This is a genomic window from Cricetibacter osteomyelitidis, from assembly GCF_004340985.1.
Classification (GTDB): Bacteria; Pseudomonadota; Gammaproteobacteria; order Enterobacterales; family Pasteurellaceae; genus Cricetibacter; species Cricetibacter osteomyelitidis.
On the sequence record NZ_SLYB01000018.1, the window covers coordinates 1 to 21,020 of the forward strand.

20 protein-coding genes and 1 pseudogene are annotated in these 21,020 nt (G+C 39.5%); 16 read left to right on the forward strand and 5 right to left on the reverse strand.

Annotated features, from left to right (window positions below; genetic code table 11):
* Positions 1–112: 112 nt before the first annotated feature.
* The 3 genes from EDC44_RS08705 to EDC44_RS08715 form a co-directional block, all read right to left on the reverse strand.
* On the reverse strand, positions 113–1,012 hold the full coding sequence (locus EDC44_RS08705; RefSeq protein WP_131977515.1) for an LUC7 domain-containing protein: 900 nt from the start codon (positions 1,010–1,012) through the stop codon (positions 113–115).
* Between the two features lie 15 nt (positions 1,013–1,027).
* Positions 1,028–1,513, reverse strand: coding sequence for a DUF1643 domain-containing protein (locus tag EDC44_RS08710; protein ID WP_165870247.1), 486 nt, complete (start codon positions 1,511–1,513; stop codon positions 1,028–1,030).
* 63 nt (positions 1,514–1,576) lie between these two features.
* A complete protein-coding gene (locus EDC44_RS08715; protein WP_131977518.1) occupies positions 1,577–1,858 on the reverse strand; it encodes a hypothetical protein in 282 nt (93 codons plus the stop codon).
* A gap of 594 nt (positions 1,859–2,452) precedes the next feature.
* Between EDC44_RS08715 and yoaA the strand changes: the two genes are divergently transcribed.
* From yoaA to aroG, 16 genes and pseudogenes are all read left to right on the forward strand, one after another.
* Positions 2,453–4,375 (forward strand): DNA repair helicase YoaA, encoded by a 1,923-nt coding sequence (gene yoaA, locus EDC44_RS08720; protein WP_131977521.1) that lies wholly within the window; start codon positions 2,453–2,455, stop codon positions 4,373–4,375.
* Between the two features lie 12 nt (positions 4,376–4,387).
* Positions 4,388–5,089 carry a tRNA (adenosine(37)-N6)-threonylcarbamoyltransferase complex dimerization subunit type 1 TsaB gene (gene tsaB / locus EDC44_RS08725; RefSeq protein WP_131977524.1) on the forward strand — a complete coding sequence of 234 codons (702 nt, stop codon included), beginning with the start codon at positions 4,388–4,390 and terminating at the stop codon, positions 5,087–5,089.
* A gap of 31 nt (positions 5,090–5,120) precedes the next feature.
* The gene (locus EDC44_RS08730; RefSeq protein WP_131977527.1) at positions 5,121–5,675 is read left to right on the forward strand and encodes a Slp family lipoprotein; all 555 of its coding nucleotides are present in this window, start codon (positions 5,121–5,123) and stop codon (positions 5,673–5,675) included.
* Positions 5,676–5,738: 63 nt separating this feature from the next.
* Positions 5,739–7,421 (forward strand): long-chain-fatty-acid--CoA ligase FadD, encoded by a 1,683-nt coding sequence (fadD, locus tag EDC44_RS08735; RefSeq protein ID WP_131977530.1) that lies wholly within the window; start codon positions 5,739–5,741, stop codon positions 7,419–7,421.
* A gap of 46 nt (positions 7,422–7,467) precedes the next feature.
* Positions 7,468–8,607, forward strand: coding sequence for a ribonuclease D (gene rnd / locus EDC44_RS08740; RefSeq protein WP_131977533.1), 1,140 nt, complete (start codon positions 7,468–7,470; stop codon positions 8,605–8,607).
* 68 nt (positions 8,608–8,675) lie between these two features.
* Complete coding sequence (gene prfA, locus EDC44_RS08745; protein ID WP_131977536.1) at positions 8,676–9,758, forward strand: peptide chain release factor 1; 1,083 nt, start codon at positions 8,676–8,678, stop codon at positions 9,756–9,758.
* A gap of 64 nt (positions 9,759–9,822) precedes the next feature.
* The gene (locus EDC44_RS08750) at positions 9,823–10,347 is read left to right on the forward strand and encodes an RDD family protein (protein WP_131977538.1); all 525 of its coding nucleotides are present in this window, start codon (positions 9,823–9,825) and stop codon (positions 10,345–10,347) included.
* Positions 10,348–10,359: 12 nt separating this feature from the next.
* Positions 10,360–10,944: pseudogene (locus tag EDC44_RS13385) on the forward strand (ASCH domain-containing protein); the annotation flags it as partial.
* A 120-nt stretch (positions 10,945–11,064) separates the two neighbouring features.
* Complete coding sequence (gene prmC, locus EDC44_RS08755) at positions 11,065–12,018, forward strand: peptide chain release factor N(5)-glutamine methyltransferase (protein WP_279388377.1); 954 nt, start codon at positions 11,065–11,067, stop codon at positions 12,016–12,018.
* 3 nt (positions 12,019–12,021) lie between these two features.
* Positions 12,022–12,813 carry a SirB1 family protein gene (locus tag EDC44_RS08760; RefSeq protein WP_131977541.1) on the forward strand — a complete coding sequence of 264 codons (792 nt, stop codon included), beginning with the start codon at positions 12,022–12,024 and terminating at the stop codon, positions 12,811–12,813.
* Positions 12,814–12,825: 12 nt separating this feature from the next.
* Complete coding sequence (gene kdsA, locus EDC44_RS08765) at positions 12,826–13,680, forward strand: 3-deoxy-8-phosphooctulonate synthase (protein WP_131977544.1); 855 nt, start codon at positions 12,826–12,828, stop codon at positions 13,678–13,680.
* Between the two features lie 71 nt (positions 13,681–13,751).
* On the forward strand, positions 13,752–14,693 hold the full coding sequence (locus tag EDC44_RS08770) for a 2-hydroxyacid dehydrogenase (protein ID WP_131977547.1): 942 nt from the start codon (positions 13,752–13,754) through the stop codon (positions 14,691–14,693).
* A gap of 55 nt (positions 14,694–14,748) precedes the next feature.
* Positions 14,749–15,927: a lipoprotein-releasing ABC transporter permease subunit gene (locus tag EDC44_RS08775; protein ID WP_131977550.1), complete on the forward strand. Its 1,179-nt coding sequence runs from the start codon at positions 14,749–14,751 to the stop codon at positions 15,925–15,927.
* Positions 15,920–16,636, forward strand: a complete 717-nt coding sequence (lolD, locus tag EDC44_RS08780; RefSeq protein WP_341538955.1) for a lipoprotein-releasing ABC transporter ATP-binding protein LolD — start codon at positions 15,920–15,922, stop codon at positions 16,634–16,636. The genes EDC44_RS08775 and lolD overlap by 8 nt, the downstream gene beginning before the upstream one ends.
* Positions 16,637–16,649: 13 nt before the next feature.
* Entirely contained in the window at positions 16,650–17,888 is a 1,239-nt protein-coding gene (gene lolE, locus EDC44_RS08785) for a lipoprotein-releasing ABC transporter permease subunit LolE (protein WP_131977556.1), read from the forward strand.
* A gap of 134 nt (positions 17,889–18,022) precedes the next feature.
* Entirely contained in the window at positions 18,023–19,114 is a 1,092-nt protein-coding gene (gene aroG / locus EDC44_RS08790) for a 3-deoxy-7-phosphoheptulonate synthase AroG (protein ID WP_131977559.1), read from the forward strand.
* A 121-nt stretch (positions 19,115–19,235) separates the two neighbouring features.
* Here the strand turns inward: aroG and EDC44_RS08795 are convergent, their stop codons facing one another.
* Both EDC44_RS08795 and EDC44_RS08800 read right to left on the reverse strand, forming a co-directional pair.
* The gene (locus EDC44_RS08795; RefSeq protein ID WP_131977562.1) at positions 19,236–20,015 is read right to left on the reverse strand and encodes a DeoR/GlpR family DNA-binding transcription regulator; all 780 of its coding nucleotides are present in this window, start codon (positions 20,013–20,015) and stop codon (positions 19,236–19,238) included.
* Positions 20,016–20,060: 45 nt separating this feature from the next.
* Positions 20,061–20,963 (reverse strand): PfkB family carbohydrate kinase, encoded by a 903-nt coding sequence (locus tag EDC44_RS08800; protein WP_207896754.1) that lies wholly within the window; start codon positions 20,961–20,963, stop codon positions 20,061–20,063.
* Between the last annotated feature and the right edge of the window lie 57 nt (positions 20,964–21,020).

Here is a 21,020-nt window from a genome sequence, read left to right on the forward strand (position 1 = left end):
CCTTTTTTGTTTAGATTGAATTTTGACACTCATATTCTAAACGGGAAACTCTCACTTTTTATAGTGATTTGTCAGATCAAGTCTGATCTTCTACACATTATTATTTTTGTAATTAAAAATATTTAACATTGACAAAGAAATTCTTGCCGCCATCTGTATTTTCGATAGAGTAAATAATATTTCTATCAAATCCGTTTTCTAATTGTGTTCTATAACTTGATGTATTGCTAAATCTTTCCTTAGCATCTTGTATATCACGATTATAACGTTTTAATTCACTCTCTTTTTCCTTTTGTATATTTCCGGTGATATATTCTCCACTGGCTTGATATGACATATTTAATTCTTCTTCCAAATCTTCCAATTTTCCTAGCTGTTCCTTTTCTTTATTTAATTGGGCTTTATCCTGTTGATACAATTCTTCAATATTATTTATGTGTCGATTATATGCTTCAGGTTCTTTGGCTTTATTATAATAGTAATCTCCGCTTTTTAAATTTCTTTCATAATTTGCTTTGTTGTTTTTTTCTCTGTCTTCTATCGTTTTAAGTTCGTGCTTGTAGCGGTCTATTTTCTCCTCTTTTTCTTTTTCAAATTTTTGAGTAATTTCTTGTATCTCTGTATTAAGTCTTTCATCTAATCTTGCAATAGTCTGGTTGTACTCTTTTTCTCGTTGAGCTAAATATTGGGCTAATTCTTGCTTATTTTTTTCTTGCGCTTCGTTAACCAATTTTTCTATTTCTTTCTCGGGAAGTTGAGCAGACCAAGTTCCCGTACAAATATAATTATCTAATTTTTCATTATGAGATTTAGTAATAATATTTGTAACATTATGTTTTAGATGTGGGGCTAAACGTTTGTATTCATCATCAGACATTCTTTCTTTTAGTTGATCATTCATAATATCTGCAATAACGTCTTTTGTTCGTTCATCACTACAATTAGGCGTTTTATCACTACAAGCAGCCAAGCCCATAATTGGTAATAACAATGCAATTGTTTTTAATTTCATTTTGGTTTCCTTCTGTTAATGTGAATAAATTTCAGGCTCTATATCGATAGGGATATATAATGGGTGGTGCGGTTCACCAGAACTATTGATTTTTAACGCAAATAAAGGTTTATTTAATAATTCGCAAACCTGTTTTGAACGGTTTAAATAACTTCCGTCGTTTCCCCAAGCGGCAATAATTTTTTCTGCTTTATCTGCATATTCCATGAAATACCGATCGTTTTCTGCACCGATAGGATTTTCTACTTGCGAAAGTTTGGATTTATCCGTACTACGATAAGCAAATAAATTCAGCATATAAATGCCGCCATAGCCCCAATATTTAGCAAAGTTGATACATTGTATAATGGTAGGATCATTTTCTTTTTCATCGGCTGTTGATGGGTTTAAGCCAATGAAAGTCACCATTGGTTTGAGCGGATCCCAGATACGCCATAATACATAACGATATTGACGATCATCGGACAAAATTGCCCCGCTTTCGATTTGTGGGTTAAGCATGTTTTTCTCCTAAAAATTAAGGGATAGAGATGGTAAATAAATTAATTAATATTTGGTAAAGTATTATGACAATTCTACCTTTTTTATTTTTGTCCATTCAGTTTTACATTCATCACAAGTATAAAAATATTTACGCTTGCTCATCGTACAATTAATATATCGTTCTCTGGTTTTTCCTGATGCCATTTTCTCAGTTACTCGTTTACGAGCTAAATAACGATCTATCTCTTTATATCCTTCCTCTGTAATATTTGTAGAGTTGCAATCAGGGCAACGCATTCGGATAAAAAAATGCCACACCACTCCGAATAAAATAATGCCGAATATCAATGCTAAAATGTCCATAAATTTTCTCCAATTATAAAAATAAGTTAAACCGCCCTATTGAAAAAAAAAAACGGTTTGTGTCAAGCTATTTTCCGCAAAAAATGAAAATTTTTTGTAAATTTTATCGTAAATCCTATCGCTCACTTTTTTACAATAGCGGTCAAATTTCGCTAAAATTAGCCATTTTTTATGTGAAAATTCAAGAAAGTTAATGGAAACTCAATGAAATAAAAATTTGAAATGGTAGATCGTTTTGAGACATCTGCAGTTGAAAAAGCCCTTTATCAACACTGGGAAGCTGATTTATCTGACAAGTTTCCACGCGCACCATGGTTTGATAGCCGCTTTCCATCATATTGCTTGTGGGTTTATGCTATGGGTTTCATAATACAACATCACTTTCATTTTGATGTTCGATCTTAATGTTGTACTGATTAAGCAAAATCTTCCACAAAAATGACCGCACTTTTTTGAGAATCCACAGAATATGACGTAATTTGTTGAATAAATTGCATATTGGCTAAATTTTGTATTTTTATGTTTCCTGTTTTTTTATTCAGTTTGTTTTGTGCTATCATACGCAAATTTGAGTAGAAAAGAATAGCGATTTAGATGACAAAAATTGATGGGAAAATTGCCGAAATTTTTTCCGCAAATGGGGCATTAAGTACTAATATTGAAGGCTTTCAACCGCGACAAGAGCAAATTGAAATGGCAAGTGCGGTGCAAAATGCTATCGAAAAGAAAGGTAAATTAGTGGTGGAAGCGGGGACCGGAACAGGCAAAACCTTTGCTTATCTAGCCCCCGTGTTACTGGCAAAAAAGAAAACCATTGTTTCGACCGGTTCAAAAAACTTGCAAGATCAGTTATTTAACCGTGATCTACCAACCGTCAAAAAAACTTTAAATTACACAGGGAAAATTGCTTTATTAAAAGGCCGTTCCAATTATCTATGTTTAGAACGTTTGGATCAAGTTATTGCTCAAGGCGTGCTGGGCGATAAATCGGTTTTAGCCGAATTGTCGAAGGTTCGCAAATGGAATAATGCAACGCAAACCGGCGATTTAACAGAATGTGTGGAATTGGCGGAAGACAGTCCTATTTTGCCTCAGTTGGTCAGCACTGCAGAAAGCTGTTTGGGAACGGATTGTCCGAATTATGCTGATTGTTATGTGGCAAAAGCCCGAAAAATTGCACTTAATGCAGATCTTGTGGTGGTAAATCATCATCTGTTTTTTGCCGATATGGCGGTGAAAGAAAGCGGATTTGGCGAGCTTATTCCCAATGCAGAAGTCATTATTTTTGACGAAGCTCATCAATTGCCGGATATTGCCAGCCAGTATTTCGGCCAATCGCTCACATCACGCCAACTGTTTGATATTTGTAAAGATATTAATATTGTTTATCGCACAGAAGTGAAAGATATGCAACAGCTCGGCGTGGCTTCCGATCATCTGCTGAAAATCGTGCAGGATTTTCGTTTATTGCTGGGCGACGGAAATTTGCGTGGCAACTGGCGGGAACTGTTTGCTCAAAGTGCGGTGAAAAAAGGCTTTAATTTATTACAGGAAAAACTGGATTTTGTGGCAGATGTCATCAAGCTGGCATTAGGCCGTTCGCAAACCTTAGATGCGATTTTTGAACGTATTGCAACGGTAAAAAATCAACTCAGCCGCTTGGCAGATACATCCATTACCGGCTATTGTTACTGGTATGAATCAATCGGGCGGCAATTCGGTTTGCACATCACGCCCTTGACAGTAGCAGATAAATTCGGCGAACAAATAAAAGAAAAACCGACCGCGTGGATTTTTACTTCTGCCACCTTAGAAGTGGGCGGTACCTTTGATCATTTCAGCAAACGGCTTGGTATAGAAAACAGCCAAGAGTTGATTTTACAAAGTCCGTTTAATTACCCTGAACAGGCAATGTTGTGTGTTCCCCGCTATTTGCCCGCCTCGAATCATAGTCAAACCGCAAACAAATTAGGCGAAATATTATTGCCGGTGATTGAAGCTAATAAAGGCCGTTGTTTTATGCTTTGCACATCTTATTTTATGATGCGGAGTCTGGCAGAATATTTTCGCGAACACAGCAAATTATCTGTTTTATTACAAGGTGAAACATCAAAAAGCAAGTTATTAGAGCAATTTGTCAGCGAAGAACAGAGCATTTTAGTGGCCACGTCCAGTTTCTGGGAAGGCATTGATGTTCGAGGCGATGCTTTATCCTTGGTGATTATCGACAAATTGCCGTTTACCGCACCGGACGAACCGTTGCTCAAAGCTCGCATTGAAGATTGTAAGTTACAGGGTGGTGAACCTTTCAACGATATTCAAATCCCTGAATCGGTAATCACGCTAAAACAGGGTGTCGGACGACTTATTCGTGATGTCACCGACCGTGGAGTGGTAATTATTTGTGACAGTCGATTGGTTATGCGAAACTACGGCGAAACCTTCTTAAAAAGTTTGCCAAATGCAAAACGTACCAGAGATTTGGCAAAAGTGGTAGAGTTTTTAAAAAATAATTAATGGGATAATATAATGACAACATTATTAGCACTGGATACTTCAACGGAAGCTTGCTCTGTGGCCTTATGGCATAAGGGGGAGCGGACGCATTTGGATGAATTGGCACAACGTACTCATACACAACGGATTTTGCCGATGATTGATGAAATATTAGCTCAATCAGGCGTGAGCTTAAAGCAAGTAGATGCCTTGGTGTTTGGTCGCGGACCGGGCAGTTTTACCGGTGTACGGGTGGGAGCAGGAATTGCTCAAGGTTTAGCATTGGGAGCGGATTTACCTGTGATCCCGGTGTCGAACTTGACTGTAATGGCTCAAAATGCCTATGAAACCTTAGGGTCAACACAGGTGTTGTCGGCCATTGATGCCCGTATGAATGAAGTTTATTTTTCACAGCTTTCCGCTGTGCCGAATCATGAATCTATTCAATGGCAAAATGTACTCGTCGAACAAGTGGCAAATCCGCAAAAAGTGCTTGAACAGCTTGAGTGTTTAGTAGGAGAATGGACATTAGTGGGAACCGGTTGGTCGGCATATAGTCAATTTGCTGAGGCTCAAATCGGCACACCGTCAGAGATTATTTTACCGTCCGCACAATATATGTTGCCTATTGCCTTTCCTATGTGGGAGCAAAAGCAGATGATAAGTGCGGTCGAAATTGAACCGACTTATTTGCGTAATGAAGTGACGTGGAAAAAATTACCGGGTCGGGAATAATTTAATTTGTTCTTATTAAAAGGAGATTGTTATGAAAAAACTATTGATTTTTTTACCGCTCTTTGTAGGTCTTTCCGCTTGTGTGAACCCGCCTAAAGGCTTAGAAGCCAATGATTTTACTATTACCAATATCAAAAAAATCGAAGCGGATGATTATGCCTGCCAATGCAAACCCGTACGGCTGGGCGGCAAAGTGTTGTCAGCAACGGCATTACAGCATCAAACTAAATTAGAGATTTTAAGTTATCCGGTTTCCAAGTTTTCTGCCAAACCGGTAATTGATGCCATGTCCGACGGTCGATTTATCTCTTATGTAAAAGGTTTTGTGGATCCGGAAGCGGTGAAAGAGCAGTATGTGACCGTGAGCGGAAAATTGAAAAAGCCGGAAACAGGCAAAATCGACCAAGTAAATTACCAATATCCCGTAGTACAAGCCGATCAGTTTAAGCAATGGAGGTTAGCACAAGAATATTATTACGATTACAATGATTGGGACTATTGGGGATATTGGGGCTACGGCCATTTTAGACACTTTGGTTTCGGCGGTATTTGGCGAGAGCCTAAATTACGCTATCGTTTGTATTAAATGTAACGAAAGTGTAAAATTCGCTACGATTAAACCATTAAATAATTAAAAAGGATAGGGTTAATGGAAAAACTTTGGTTTAAGAATTATCCTGAGGGAGCCAGCAGAGAAATTGATACCTCAGAATATAGTTCAATTTTAGATATATTTGATAAAGCCGTGCGAGAACATCCCGATCGCATTGCTTATATTAATATGGGACAGCCGTTGACCTTCCGTAAGTTGGAAGAACGTAGCAGAGCATTTGCGGCGTATTTGCAAAATGAATTAAAAATGCAAAAAGGCGATCGTGTAGCGATTATGATGCCGAATTTATTGCAATATCCAATCGCTTTATTTGGTGTATTACGTGCCGGAATGGTCGTGGTGAATGTCAATCCGCTTTATACACCTCGTGAATTGGAACATCAGTTGCAAGACAGTGGCGCGAAAGCCATTGTCATTGTGTCAAATTTCGCCTCCACGTTGGAAAAAGTGGTATTCAGTACGGATGTAAAACACGTCATTTTAACGCGAATGGGCGATCAGCTTTCTTTCGGTAAACGTACTTTAGTGAATTTTGTGGTGAAGTATGTAAAAAAACTGGTGCCGAAATATAAATTACCGCATGCCGTCACATTCCGTGAAGTTTTGAGTATCGGTAAACAACGTCAATATATTCGCCCGGAATTGGGCAGAAAATCATTGGCATTTTTACAATATACCGGTGGCACCACAGGCATTGCCAAAGGTGCAATGCTTTCTCACGGCAATATTATTACCAATGTATTCCAAGCAAAATGGATTGCCGAACCGTTTGTCGGTAATCGTCAAAAATCACGCTATGCGGTTATTGCTTTACCGCTTTATCATGTGTTTGCCCTCACAATGAATGGATTACTGTTTATTGAATTAGGCATCACTGCCGTGCTTATCACAAATCCACGGGATATCGACGGTTTTATTAAAGAATTAAAACGTTACCCGATCATCGCAATTACAGGGGTGAATACTTTATTTAATGCGTTGTTAAATAACCCGAATTTTAAAGATGTGGATTTTTCCGCCTTAAAATTGGCGGTGGGCGGCGGAATGTCCATTCAGCAATCCGTTGCGACACGTTGGCATGATTTAACCGGGATCAATCTGATTGAAGGCTACGGCATGACGGAATGTTCGCCGTTGATCGCCGCTTGTCCGCCAACCACCGTGAGGCACGAAGGCAATATCGGCGTACCGATTCCGAATACGGATATAAAAATTATACGTGATGACGGCACTGAAGCGGAATTAAACGAAGCCGGTGAATTATGGGTGAAAGGTGACCAAGTAATGCAAGGTTATTGGCAACGCCCTGAAGCAACGGATGAAGTGCTCAAAGACGGTTGGATGGCAACGGGGGATATTGTAGTTATGGACGACAACTACAATTTACGCATTGTAGATCGCAAAAAAGATATGATCTTGGTTTCCGGTTTTAATGTCTATCCGAATGAAATCGAAGATGTGGTAATGTTGAATTATAAAGTGGCCGAAGTGGCTGCAATCGGTGTGCCGAGTGAATCTTCGGGCGAAACGGTGAAAGTTTTTGTAGTGAAAAAAGATGAAAGTCTGACCCGTGACGAATTGCGCCGACATTGCCGTCAGCATCTCACCGGTTATAAAGTGCCGAAAGAAATCGAATTTCGCGATGAACTGCCGAAAAGCAACGTAGGCAAAATATTACGCCGCGAATTGCGGGATGAAACATTGAAAAATAATAGTTAGTATTGATAGGGACGGAATTTTGTCCCTTTCTTATTTTGAGAAAAAAATGATAAAAGAAATTCAAAATCCACCGCACTTTCAACTGATTGATAACGATAAAGACCTATTAACGGTTTGCCGACAGGCAGAACAAAAAAGTGCGGTCGCTTTAGACACAGAGTTTATCCGTATCCGCACTTATTATCCTAAATTGGGATTGATCCAGCTTTACGATGGCGATGATGTGAATTTGATTATGCCTGAAAATATTCAGGATTTTTCGCCTTTTATTGCATTATTGGCAAATAAACAAGTCACCAAAATCTTACATTCCTGTTCGGAAGATTTAGAAGTATTCCACCATTATTTCAAACAGTTACCACAACCTATGGTCGATACGCAAATCGTAGCGAATTTTTTAGGTTTTGGTAATTCCACCGGTTTTGCAGCATTGGTTAATCATTATTTTCAGTTGGAATTAGACAAAGGGGCTTCCCGCACAGACTGGTTGGCTCGTCCTTTATCTGAAAAACAACTGAACTATGCGGCGGCTGATGTGTGGTATTTATTGCCGTTGTATCACAAAATGCAGGCTGATTTAGCTCAAACCCCGTGGCAAAGTGCGGTGGAAAATGACTGTGAATTATTGCTAGAAAAAACATTGGAAGTCAAAAATCCTGACGAAGCCTATTTCAATATTTCCAATGCGTGGAAATTACAGGGCGTGGAATTAGCCCGTTTGCATTTATTAGCCAAATGGCGGCAAAAAGAAGCGATTAAACGTGATCTTGCGGTGAACTTTGTGGTTAAAGCAGAAAGTTTATGGCTGGCGGCGAAGCATAATCCGAAAAATTCATCGGATTTATTGGCATTAGATATACATCCTAATGAAGTGCGTCATCATGGCAAAAAAATCCTGGCTGTTTTAAATAAAGCTAATAAACTAGATGTACAAGATTATCTGCCAACGATTGTTCGGATCTCTGATCATCCGAAATACAAATCAACCCTTAAAGCACTACAGCAAAAATTGCGGGAAATTACGCCGCAAGGTTTAAAATCGGAAGTAGTCGCCAGCAATCGCAGCTTAGAACGTTTAATCAAATGGGTTTGGATTTATCACCAAGATCCGGCACATTTACCGGATTTATTAAAAGGATGGCGGCGGGAAATCGGTGTGCAGTTGCAGATATTAATAGCGGCATAATAAAGGACAAAATTCGTAAAATTTATGTTAAAATAGCCCGATTTTATTTTTAGAGTAAAGGTCAATAAATGAAAGACAGTATTATTGCAAAGTTAGACAGTTTAAATGAACGTCACGAAGAATTGGAAGCCTTATTGGGCGACGTTTCGGTGATTAGCGATCAAGATAAATTTCGCGCCTATTCCAAAGAATATGCTCAGCTTGAAGATGTGGTGAAATGTTTTGCCCGTTGGAAACAGTTGCAAAGCCATATGGAAGAAGCGGAAATGCTGCTGGATGATCCGGATATGAAAGAAATGGCAGAATTAGAAATCGAAGAATGTGAAACGTCATTGAAAGAAACGGAAAATCAATTACAAATTTTATTATTACCGAAAGATCCGAACGATGAATATAACGCCTATTTGGAAATCCGTGCGGGAACCGGCGGCGACGAAGCGGGGATTTTTGCCGGTGATTTATTCCGTATGTACAGCCGTTATGCAGAAGGCAAACGCTGGCGTGTGGAAGTGCTGTCTGCCAATGAAAGTGAGCAGGGCGGTTATAAAGAAATTATCGTAAAAATTAGTGGCGAAAGTGTTTATGGTCAGCTGAAATTTGAGTCTGGCGGTCACCGCGTACAACGTGTGCCGAAAACTGAATCGCAAGGCCGTATTCATACGTCGGCTTGTACTGTTGCGGTTATGCCGGAACTGCCGGAAAGCGAATTGCCGGAAATCAACCCAAACGATTTACGTATTGATACCTACCGTTCATCCGGTGCGGGTGGTCAGCACGTTAACACCACAGATTCTGCGGTGCGTATCACTCATATTCCGACAGGCATCGTGGTGGAATGTCAAGACGAACGTTCTCAACATAAAAATAAAGCCAAAGCAATGTCGGTATTAGCGTCACGAATTGTACAAGTAGAGCAGGAACGCCAAGCCGCAGAGCAAGCCAGCACACGCCGTAACTTATTAGGTTCCGGTGATCGTTCCGATAAAATCCGTACCTATAACTATCCGCAAGGTCGTGTCACGGATCACCGTATCAATTTAACTATTTATCGTTTGGATGAAGTAATGAACGGTAAAATTGATGATTTGATCCAACCGATTATTACGGAATATCAAGCGGATCAGCTGGCAGCATTGTCCGAGCTGAATTAATTTATAAATCTGGAGGCGTATTGCATATGCCTATCATGAAGATTGTTTGATTAAAGGACGTTGTATGTTAGTCGAAAACCCAAAAGAAAAGCGACAACAAACTCAAAACACTAAAGAATCCGATACGGTATTTCAAACTGGTACGGCACCCTATTATCCGATTGCAGCGCAACCGTGGAGACGTATTGTGGCTAATCTGATTAATATAGGGATTAACTTTGTTGTTTATATTATTATGTATGTAGCAGCAGTAGTTGGTTCTATGGTAAGTATTTCAATATCAGTATCGGTACCACAACTTCTTATGATTTTGATTATGTTCGCTTATTGGGGTATCCAGCTTTATTATATGGAGAAATATCGCCAAACCATCGGTAAACGCATAATGGGAATTCGCGTGATCAAATGGACTGGCGAAGATATTAGCTTTGGTGTTTATTTTGCTCGTGAATTGGTAGAAGGCATTGGTTACAGTATTTTAGGTATTATTTTATTGCTCGTAAACCTGGTGATGCTCTTTGTGCAAAAAGAAAAACGAACTTTAACGGATTCGGTTTTCGGCACAATGGTTGTGGATGCTAAAAAATAAAAATTAATTCGAATGTTAGTTGAAAATCCAAAAGATAAAAACAAGAAAGAAAAATTAATATCGGCTGCGTTAAAAGGCAAAGATACGAAAAAGGCTAATAGCTCGTTTATTAGTATTTTTCTATTCGTTTTTGTTGTTTTAGTCGGCCAAGCAATTTTAAAAAACTTTTTACCTTATACGAAATGGCATTATTTTTCTTTATTGTTCGGTGCGATTATTTTTGCAGTGATTCACTATAAATTCTTTTATAAAAAACCAACGCCGGATACTGAAACCTTAAATCAAGATAAAATTTCAGAAAACGTTAATAGTCATTTAAATTATTCGATAGCGCTTATCATTGCAGGTATCAAAACAGCGAATACTTCCGGAAAATTATTTTATGATATAGAAAAGCAAAGCTTGCCGGAATCCGACCAAGTTCAAACTTTTTATGATTGTATGAATAATCCTTTGGTTGATATTACGCTTTCTAAGGTTTTTATTTGTCCTATGCATGAGGTTTCTGATTCATTCGCTCAACAAAATGGGCAAGAAAATGTTGAATTGTGGAAAAAATATTATTCATCATTATTTAATCAATCCTTATACGATGTTTATTTAAGCAAATTTGATAGTTTTGACCGTTTATTCGCCAAAGAAAACAGATTAACAACGCCCGAACAGTCAAACTTTAAATTAAAAGAAACAGAACCAACGTTAGGTATTCAAAATTGTTTGGTTACTGATAAATTTGAAGTTGTCTGTGAATATTTTTCCGTCACTAAAGTCTATGAACAAACCTATGAACAATGGCTTGCTTTTGCTCAGGACGTATTACAAGAAACGCTCACAAATAACAGTTTTATTGATCCTAAATTTGATGCAAATGTACTACTTAGCTTTGTTACACAAAAGAATAGAGCACAAATCCTGGCATTTTCTGAAACTATATTGACCGAAGCAGAATTAAAACATCTTGCTCAATTGTTAGTTCGACGGGTAAAAGGCGAGCCAATCGCTTATATTCTCGGCGAAAAAGAATTTTGGTCATTGCCTTTATTCGTATCGAAAGATACTTTAATTCCCCGTCCTGATACGGAAATTTTAGTGGAACGCGCGGTGGAAATCGGACGAAATTTATTTGCTTCGCAAAGCACTTTACGCATTTTAGATCTCGGTACCGGCACGGGGGCCATCGCCTTGGCATTGGCAAGTGAATTGCAGCCGATAGCACAAAAGTGCGGTGCAAAATTAGATATTTTAGGGGTAGATCGGATTGCCGAAGCGGTGCAGTTGGCACAACGCAACGCAGAGCGTAATCAGTTGGATTTCGTGCAATTTCAGCAAAGCGACTGGTTTTCCGCCCTTGATTCCATGGATAAATTTCATCTGATTGTCAGCAATCCCCCTTATATTGATGAAACGGACGAACATTTAAATCAAGGTGATGTGCGGTTTGAACCTTTATCCGCATTGGTTGCTCAAGAGCAAGGTTATGCGGATTTGCAATTTATTATTGAATACGCACCGCACTTTCTGGCACAAAACGGTTGGTTATTATTAGAACACGGTTGGCAGCAGGGTGAAAAAGTGCGGTGGATTTTTGCGGAAAATCATTGGCAATGCATTGAAACCGTGAAAGATTACAGCGATAATGAACGCATTACTTTGGCTCAGTTTACGGGATAAAAAATGAAAAGCAGCGATCAAAAAGCATTATTTAATTTGATGGTGGATTTTTATAACATCACCACTGACAGGACGGACGATGCCCGAATTCGCGGATTGATAGGAAGTTTGGTACGCAAAGCTCGTAAACTGATTCCGGCCGATGCGGATACCAAAACCCGCGTGCACAAATTATTGCAGCTGGTGTACGGCGATTGGGGATTTCATTGCGATCCGGAACATTATTTTGAGTCCGACAACTTATATATTAATCAAGTGCTTGCCAATAAAACCGGTATGCCGGTGAGCCTTGGGGCGATTGTGCTGTATTTGGCGGCAAGTTTGGATTTGCCGGTGTATCCGGTGAATTTTCCCACACAGCTCGTGTTACGTTCGGATATTGACGGCGAAACCGCATTTATTGATCCTTGGGACGGTAGCTATATCAGTCATCAAACCTTGGCAACTTGGTTTGAAGGCTATTTGGGATTCGGTAATAAACTCACAGCCAAAGATGTGGCGGCAGCGGATTATACGGATTTAGCCTATCGTTTTAATCAGGTGGCCAAACATACCTTAATGCGTGAGCAAAAAAATTTGGAAGCCTTGGAATTTATCGATCATTTGCTGATTGTTGATCCGCAAGATCCTTATGAAATTCGTGATCGCGGTTTTGTATTGGCGAATATGGAATGCCTACATGCTGCCATTAGCGATTTTGATTATTTTATTGAACACTGCCCGGAAGATCCGACAGCATGGTTGTTGGCGGCACAGTTACCAAGTTTGAAACAAGTGGATTATCCATTACATTAATAGGAATTTTTTATGACAAATAAAGTTGTTCGCTTAGGCGAAATTGAAATTGCAAACGACAAACCTTTTGTGTTGTTCGGCGGTATGAATGTGTTGGAAAGCCGTGATATGGCAATGCAGGTGTGTGAGAAATACGTAGAGGTCACACAGAAATCAGGTGTGCCTTATGTCTTTAAAGCCTCTTTTGATAAAGCGAACCGTTCTTCCATTCATTCTTATCGGGGACCCGGTATGGATGAAGGGTTAAAAATTTTCCAAGAACTGAAAGATACTTTTGGTGTGAAAATTATTACCGATGTACACGAAATTCATCAATGTCAGCCTGTTGCCGATATCGTAGATATTATTCAATTACCGGCATTTTTAGCACGCCAAACGGATTTAGTGGAAGCCATGGCACGAACAGGCGCTGTGATCAATGTGAAAAAACCACAGTTTTTGAGCCCGGGTCAAATGGGAAATATCGTGGAAAAAATCGAAGAGTGCGGTAATGACAACGTTATTTTATGTGATCGCGGTACTAACTTTGGCTACGATAATTTGATTGTAGATATGCTGGGTTTTGATATTATGAAAAAAGTATCAAAGGGTTGCCCGGTGATTTTTGATGTGACACATTCATTACAATGTCGTGATCCGTTCGGTGCGGCATCCGGCGGTCGTCGCGGGCAAGTCACGGAACTGGCTCGTGCGGGTATGGCGGTAGGATTAGCCGGCTTATTCCTGGAAGCACACCCGGATCCGAATAAAGCCAAATGCGACGGTCCGTCCGCATTGCCGTTATCGGCGTTAGAAGGCTTTGTATCGCAAATGAAAGCCATTGATGATTTGGTAAAAAGTTTCCCTGTTTTAAATACGGAAATTTAATGTGATGGAAAGTGCGGTCATTTTCACCGCACTTTCTGTCATAAAGCACTAGACAATATAAAGGAGAACCTATGAAAATTGTATTCCTGGACAGCACCGCGTTACCGAAACATATTCCGATTCCTCGTCCGAAATTTGAGCACGAATGGGTGGAATATGAACATACTACTGCGGATCAAACGCTTGAGCGAGTAAAAGATGCGGAGATTATTGTTACCAGCAAAGTGATCTTAAATCGTGAGATTTTAACTCAACTGCCAAAATTAAAATTGATCGCTATTACCGCAACAGGCACGAATAATGTTGATTTGGTTGCCGCTGAAGAATTGGGTATTGCGGTAAAAAATGTCAAAGGCTATTCGGAAACCACTGTACCGGAACATGTGCTGGCGATGATTTTTGCCTTGAAACGCGGCTTTGTCGGTTGGATTAAAGATCAAACCACCGATAAATGGGTGGAAAATCAGCAATATACTTACTTTAACAGTCCGATTACCGATGTAAAAGGTTCAACGCTTGGCGTATTCGGTAAAGGCTGTTTAGGAACGGAAATCGGCAGATTGGCCACTGCACTGGGTATGAACGTGTTATATGCAGAGCATAAAGATGCCGCAACTTGCCGTGACGGTTATACGCCCTTTGCGGATGTATTGAAACAGGCAGATATTATTACCTTGCATTGTCCGCTTACGGCAACGACACAGAATCTGATTAATCGTGACACTTTGGCACAATGCAAAAAAGGCGTGTTGTTGATTAACACCGGTCGCGGTCCGTTAGTGGATGAACAAGCCGTGTTTGAAGCATTGCAATCCGGTCAATTAGGCGGAGCAGCTTTAGATGTGATGGTGAATGAACCGCCGCAAAAAGGCAATGTATTAATGGAAGCTGCCAAAACAATGCCTAATTTATTAATCACCCCGCATGTAGCCTGGTCAAGTGATTCTGCGGTAACGACTTTGGTTAATAAAGTGACGCAAAATATTGAAGAGTTTGTGGCTGAAGGTCATTAATTTGATCTTTGTTGGATTAGGACGAGTAATTTCGTCCTTTTGCATTTATTAATTTATGAACAACATTTCCCTATATATCGCCCTTCGTTATTGGCGGGCAAAAAGTGCGGATCGATTTGGTCGGCTTGTGACTAATCTTGCCAGCATCGGCATTGGGCTGGGCGTGATGGCATTGATTATTGTGCTGTCCATTATGAACGGCTTGGAACGACAACAAAAACAACAGGTGCTTTCTACCATTCCCCATGCCATTGTGATGGATCAAGACGGTGCTTTTCTTGGAATGCAAAATCAATTACCCTATTTTGTGCGAAAATCCGTGCCGATTAATACGAGCAATGTGATTTTGCAAAGTTCGGCGGGGGTGAGTGCCGGACAGGCCATCGGCGTACAGTCTTTTTCTGATGATATCTTATTGGAATCACTTAATGATCAGCCATTTGACGATGTACTGCCGGCAGGCAAATTTAATATTGTTCTGGGTTCGCAACTGGCAGATAAATTACAACTGCAAATCGGCGATAAAGTGCGGTTAATGATTACGGAAAATGCTCAATATACGCCTTTTGGCCGTGTGCCGACTCAGCGTTTATTTACCGTAAGCGGTATTTATTACGCCTTTTCCGAAGCATCCGGCTATGAAGTATTTACCAATATTGACGATATCGGTCGTTTAATGCGGTTGCAAGGCGGTACCGTGCAAGGTTATCGTTTATGGTTGGATGATCCCTTCCTAATCACCGAATTACCGCAATATTTCCCGCAGGATTGGCAAATTAAAGACTGGCGTAGCCAAAAAGGGGAGTTTTTCCAAGCGGTACGAATGGAAAAAAATATGATGGGCTTGCTGATTAGTCTGATTATCGTGGTGGCGGTATCGAATATTATTACATCGTTAAGTTTAATGGTAGTAGATAAACAAGGGGAAATCGCTATTTTACAAACTCAAGGTTTGAATAAAACCCAAGTACGCCGGATTTTTATCTATCAAGGTTTTTTAGTGGGCTTATTTGGAACCGTGATCGGCTCAATATTGGGCATGATTATCACCCTGAATTTAGACACGATAATGCAAGCAGTGAACTCGCAAAATATTGTGTTACCGGCGGAAATTAGCCCATTACAAGTTTTAATCATTGTCGGTTTTTCATTGTTGCTATCATTATTATCAACGATTTATCCGGCTTATCGAGCTTCCAAAGTGGAACCGGCAGAAGCCTTACGTTATGAGTAATATTATGAATTCTTTAGAAAAAACAACCGCACTTTTAACCTGTGAAAATCTGTGCAAATCCTACAAAGAAGGGGACAAGGAAACCCAAGTGCTGAGAAATGTGTCTTTTGCAATGCAACCGAGTGAATTGGTGACCATCGTGGGCAGTTCCGGTTCCGGCAAATCCACTTTATTGCACTTATTAGGTGGCTTAGATCAGCCGAGTAGTGGTTCTGTCGCTATTAACGGACAGAATTTATCTGTATTAAAACCTACGGCATTGGCACAGCTACGTAACCGGTATTTAGGCTTTGTGTATCAATTTCATCATTTAATGGCAGATTTCACGGCATTGGAAAATGTAATGATGCCTTTATTAATCGGTAAAACCAATAAGAAAGAAGCTAAAGATCGTGCTGAAAACATGTTAAACGCTGTGGGATTAAGCCATCGTATTGAGCACCGTCCATCCGCTCTATCCGGCGGCGAACGCCAACGTGTAGCGATTGCTCGTGCCTTGGTAAATAATCCTGCATTGGTATTGGCTGATGAACCCACCGGAAATTTGGATCGCAAAACTACAGAGAACATTTTCGAATTAATTCAACAGCTTAACCAAGAGCAAAATATCGCCTTTTTATTAGTCACGCACGATTTGCAATTAGCCCAAAAACTGAATAAACGGTTTGTGATGCAAGACGGAATTTTACAGCCGGAAAGTGCGATCTAATTTAGGAAAATATATGAATACACCATTTTTTATCAGTTGGCGTTATCAGCGGGGCAGACAGAAAAATCGTTTGGTTTCCCTGATTTCGGCATTTTCCAGTATCGGTATAGCCCTTGGGGTGGCGGTACTGATTTTGGGTTTAAGTGCAATGAACGGTTTTGAACGGGAGCTGAATAACCGTGTGCTGGCGGTGGTACCGCACGCCGAAATCACCGCAATGGACGGCAGTATTAAAAATTATCAAAATCTTACCGCACTTTTGCAGAATAATCCGCAGATTAAAAGCGTATCCCCCTTTGTGACTTTTACGGCATTAGTGGAAAACGGAGCCAAAATGAAAGTGGTACAGGTGAAAGGCGTGAATCAAGCAGAGCAGGATAGTGTCAGCAATCTCGGCAATTTTGTCTTGGATAACCGCTGGGCGGATTTTGCCAAAGAGGGGGGATTAGTGCTGGGTTATGGCATTGCCAAAGAGTTGGATATTAATGTGGGCAATTGGGTAACTTTGTTAATTTCTCAACAAAATGGTACGAATCAACTTGCTCAACCGGAACGGGAGCGTATTCAAGTCACCGGCATTTTGCGTTTAGACGGTCAGCTTGATCACAGTTATGCCTTAATGCCTTTGGCACAAGCTCAAGACTTTCTCGGCTATAACGCCAATCAAATTTCCGGTGTGGAATTGGCGGTGAAAGATCCCTTTAATATGAACGCCATTGATTATTCGGCATTGTATAACTATCCACAGCAGCTTGCCGCACAAAACTGGACAGTAAAATTCGGCTATATGTATCGTGATATTCATTTGATTCGGGTGGTGATGTATATCGCAATGGTATTGGTCGTAGGTGTGGCGTGCTTTAATATTGTTTCTACACTGGTTATGGCGGTGAAAGATAAGCAGGGTGATATTGCCATTATGCGGACATTGGGAGCAAATAACAGCTTTATCAAACGGATTTTTATGTGGTACGGCTTGCAGGCCGGAATGAAAGGCTGCTTATACGGCATTGCGTTAGGCGTATTTTTATCTCTAAATCTGACCGCACTTATTCAGGGGCTGGAGAATCTGATAGGGCGAAAATTATTGTCCGACGGTATTTATTTTGTGGATTTCCTGCCGAGTGAATTACATTGGCAAGATGTGTTGCTGGTTTTAGTGTCCGCTTTGGTGCTAAGTTTATTAGCCAGTTTATATCCGGCAAATCGAGCGGTAAAATTACAACCTGCACAAGTTTTAAGCGGATATTGATGTGTTTTTTATATTTCCACTTAATGAACTAGTTTACTAGTGCAAAAATAAGTGTTACATTTGAACACGATTAAATGTACAATGTACAGTCTAAATATTTTATAAAATAAAAAAATTATTATAACGAGTGAATTATGTCTAAAAGTAAGTTGGAAATTAAAATCAAAAATGATGATGAACGTATTGCCAGCGTTGAAGCCGTATTGCCTCCAATAGCCTTAATCGAACGTTTTCAAGCAAGCCCTCTTGCCGTTAAAACGGTAAAAGAAACCCGTCAAAAGGCACATGATATTATCCATCAGCAAGATGACCGTTTATTAGTGATAATTGGACCTTGTTCTATTCATGATACTAAAGCGGCTTTAGAATATGCGGCAAAATTAAAACCATTACGTGAAAAATATAAAGATACATTAGAAATTATTATGCGCGTGTATTTTGAAAAACCACGCACCACTGTGGGTTGGAAAGGTTTGATTAATGATCCGCATTTAAATGATACTTATGCTTTAAATGACGGTTTACGCTTGGCTCGTAAATTATTGTCTGATATCAATGATATGGAATTGCCGACAGCCGGAGAATTTTTAGATATGATCACCCCGCAATATGTTGCGGACTTTATGAGTTGGGGAGCAATCGGTGCACGTACTACCGAATCCCAAGTACATCGTGAATTGGCTTCGGGTTTGTCTTGCGGAGTCGGTTTTAAAAATGCAACTAATGGCGGTGTGAAAGTGGCTCTGGATGCCATGGGGGCGGCAGAGTCTCCTCATCATTTCTTATCTGTCACGAAGTTTGGGCATTCTGCTATTGTCACGACAAAAGGAAATAAAGATTGCCATATTATTTTGCGTGGAGGTGAACATGGTCCGAATTACAGTAAATCCGATATTGCAGAAGTATGTGAAAGCATTGAAAAGAGCGGTCGTATTCCGCACGTTATGGTGGATTTCAGCCATGCCAACAGCAGTAAACAATTTAAAAAACAATTGGATGTATGCAAAGCCGTATGCCAACAAATTAGTAACGGTTCGACACAAATTTTCGGTGTGATGATTGAAAGTCATTTAGTTGAAGGTCGTCAAGATTTGATTCCGAATAAACCGTTAACTTATGGCCAAAGTATCACGGATGCTTGTATCGGTTGGGAAGACAGCGAACAAGTGCTTGAAGATTTGTCTAATGCAGTTATTGCACGCCGTAAAACTAAGCAAATAAAATAGAGGCTTTTTGGGATATACTCTACTGCTAACAACCCCACCTAATTTCTAACATCAGGTGGGGTTGTTATTTTCAGTATGAAATAAGACAAAAGAGTGCTTTTCTCATCCGTATTTTTATTGATTAATTGTCTGTTAGGTATAGCTCAATCTTATTATCTTTTATTATTTTCAGGATTGTTTGAGGTGGTTTCTCGTTTGTAAATATTGCTGAAGTCTGTGATAAATGACCTAATTCAACTGCAGCAGATGTATGGAATTTGGTGCTATCAATAGCAATAATTTTTGTTCGTGAGTGTTCTAACATTGCTTTTACTACGGCGACTTCATTAATATCAAAATCTAATAACACTCCATCAGTGGTAATTGCTCCAACACTTGTAATTAAATAATCAGCTCTAAAATTATTAATAAAAGCGATCACATCAGGACCGATTATTCCTCCGTTATGAGAACGTAAGATACCACCAACGGTAATAACTTCAAAATTTTTATTTTGGTATAATATGTTAGCAACCCTATGACTATTTGTGATAATTCTAAGATTATTTTTATTTTCAAGTGCTTTTGCTATGAATTCGACAGTCGTGCCAATAGTAATGAATAACGTGGAACCATCTGGAATATAGTCAGCAATTCGATTAGCTATTGATGTTTTTTCTTTGATATGTGATGTTTCTCTAATAGAGAATTCAGTATTTACAATACTTGAAATGCGTCCGGCTCCACCGTGATGACGAGATATCAGACCTTGCTGACTTAAGGTTCGGATATCTCGTCGGATAGTCTGAGTTGTTACCCCTAAAGTAGTTGAGAGTTCTTCATTACTGATATAACCGTTAGACATAACTAATGAGAGTAACTTATCCTGTCTTGGGTTTCCGGTTAGACCTATATAGCTCATTTCTTAATCTCCTTTATAATAATTCATGGAATAACAGATATTGTACTATGAAGTTTTATTCTGAGTAATAAATTTATCTACTTGTTGTAGATTTGGTATACCTTGCCGTCCACCATGCATTGTACATTTCTGTGCAGCAACGGCACTTGAAAATTCAATTGTTTTTACTAAAGAATATCCTTTTGCAATTGCTAAAGCAAAAGCACCATGGAATACATCTCCGGCTCCGGTTGTGTCTACAGCTTCGACTTTAAATCCATTACATTTGTGTAATGTATTAGTTTCTCCCCATACGCAGCCTTTACTGCCTTGCGTAACATAAGCATACCCACCACACTGCCGTGATGCTAATTTAATTGCCTCAATACTATCCTTAGCAGAAGGCAACATTTTTTTCAAACCCGGTTCGGAAAACACCGAATGCGTTGCTAATGCAACAAGTGATTCGATGTTCTGCGGTGTGACATCTGCATCAAGTACAGTAGGTATATTTAATTTCTTTCCTTGTTCTAATGCATATTTAGCACCATCATGCCAACGTACATCACATAAAATAACATCGTATCGGGAAAAATCAATCTGGTGTAACCAATCTGTATCCATTGGTAAATCCGGGCTTGGATAATTAATGATGAGCCGCTCCCCATGTTTATCTACTATAATTGCAGATTGCGATGATTTGGCATTTCTATAAATTTTCGTTAATGTTGTATTTACGCCATAATCTTCTAACTCTGCAAGAATCGTTTTTCCAACATCATCATCTCCCACACGACCGATAAAATCAACACTTCCCCCTAGTTTAGCAATGGCAACGGCTGCAGTAGCAGCTGGTCCGCCACCAATATCTTTATAGTTATTTGCTATAAATTTTCCACTTTGTTTAGGAATATTTTCTACATAGTAAATACGATCTTGTACAGCAATACCAACACAAGCAATTTTCATAGTCATTTCCTCTTTGAATTATTATGGTAAGTATAATACTTCATTTTTATTTTTTAA

What these genes read in the sequence shown, in the direction of transcription:
- kdsA (WP_131977544.1), top strand. Translation starts at nt 12,826, where the DNA reads ATGACAAATAAAGTTGTTCGCTTAGGCGAAATTGAAATTGCAAACGAC.
- fadD (WP_131977530.1), top strand. Translation starts at nt 5,739, where the DNA reads ATGGAAAAACTTTGGTTTAAGAATTATCCTGAGGGAGCCAGCAGAGAA.
- EDC44_RS08750 (WP_131977538.1), top strand. Translation starts at nt 9,823, where the DNA reads ATGTTAGTCGAAAACCCAAAAGAAAAGCGACAACAAACTCAAAACACT.
- EDC44_RS08705 (WP_131977515.1), bottom strand. Translation starts at nt 1,012, where the DNA reads ATGAAATTAAAAACAATTGCATTGTTATTACCAATTATGGGCTTGGCT.
- EDC44_RS08760 (WP_131977541.1), top strand. Translation starts at nt 12,022, where the DNA reads ATGAAAAGCAGCGATCAAAAAGCATTATTTAATTTGATGGTGGATTTT.
- prfA (WP_131977536.1), top strand. Translation starts at nt 8,676, where the DNA reads ATGAAAGACAGTATTATTGCAAAGTTAGACAGTTTAAATGAACGTCAC.
- lolD (WP_341538955.1), top strand. Translation starts at nt 15,920, where the DNA reads ATGAGTAATATTATGAATTCTTTAGAAAAAACAACCGCACTTTTAACC.
- tsaB (WP_131977524.1), top strand. Translation starts at nt 4,388, where the DNA reads ATGACAACATTATTAGCACTGGATACTTCAACGGAAGCTTGCTCTGTG.
- EDC44_RS08710 (WP_165870247.1), bottom strand. Translation starts at nt 1,513, where the DNA reads ATGCTTAACCCACAAATCGAAAGCGGGGCAATTTTGTCCGATGATCGT.
- EDC44_RS08730 (WP_131977527.1), top strand. Translation starts at nt 5,121, where the DNA reads ATGAAAAAACTATTGATTTTTTTACCGCTCTTTGTAGGTCTTTCCGCT.
- lolE (WP_131977556.1), top strand. Translation starts at nt 16,650, where the DNA reads ATGAATACACCATTTTTTATCAGTTGGCGTTATCAGCGGGGCAGACAG.
- aroG (WP_131977559.1), top strand. Translation starts at nt 18,023, where the DNA reads ATGTCTAAAAGTAAGTTGGAAATTAAAATCAAAAATGATGATGAACGT.
- EDC44_RS08775 (WP_131977550.1), top strand. Translation starts at nt 14,749, where the DNA reads ATGAACAACATTTCCCTATATATCGCCCTTCGTTATTGGCGGGCAAAA.
- yoaA (WP_131977521.1), top strand. Translation starts at nt 2,453, where the DNA reads ATGACAAAAATTGATGGGAAAATTGCCGAAATTTTTTCCGCAAATGGG.
- EDC44_RS08770 (WP_131977547.1), top strand. Translation starts at nt 13,752, where the DNA reads ATGAAAATTGTATTCCTGGACAGCACCGCGTTACCGAAACATATTCCG.
- EDC44_RS08715 (WP_131977518.1), bottom strand. Translation starts at nt 1,858, where the DNA reads ATGGACATTTTAGCATTGATATTCGGCATTATTTTATTCGGAGTGGTG.
- EDC44_RS08795 (WP_131977562.1), bottom strand. Translation starts at nt 20,015, where the DNA reads ATGAGCTATATAGGTCTAACCGGAAACCCAAGACAGGATAAGTTACTC.
- EDC44_RS08800 (WP_207896754.1), bottom strand. Translation starts at nt 20,963, where the DNA reads ATGAAAATTGCTTGTGTTGGTATTGCTGTACAAGATCGTATTTACTAT.
- rnd (WP_131977533.1), top strand. Translation starts at nt 7,468, where the DNA reads ATGATAAAAGAAATTCAAAATCCACCGCACTTTCAACTGATTGATAAC.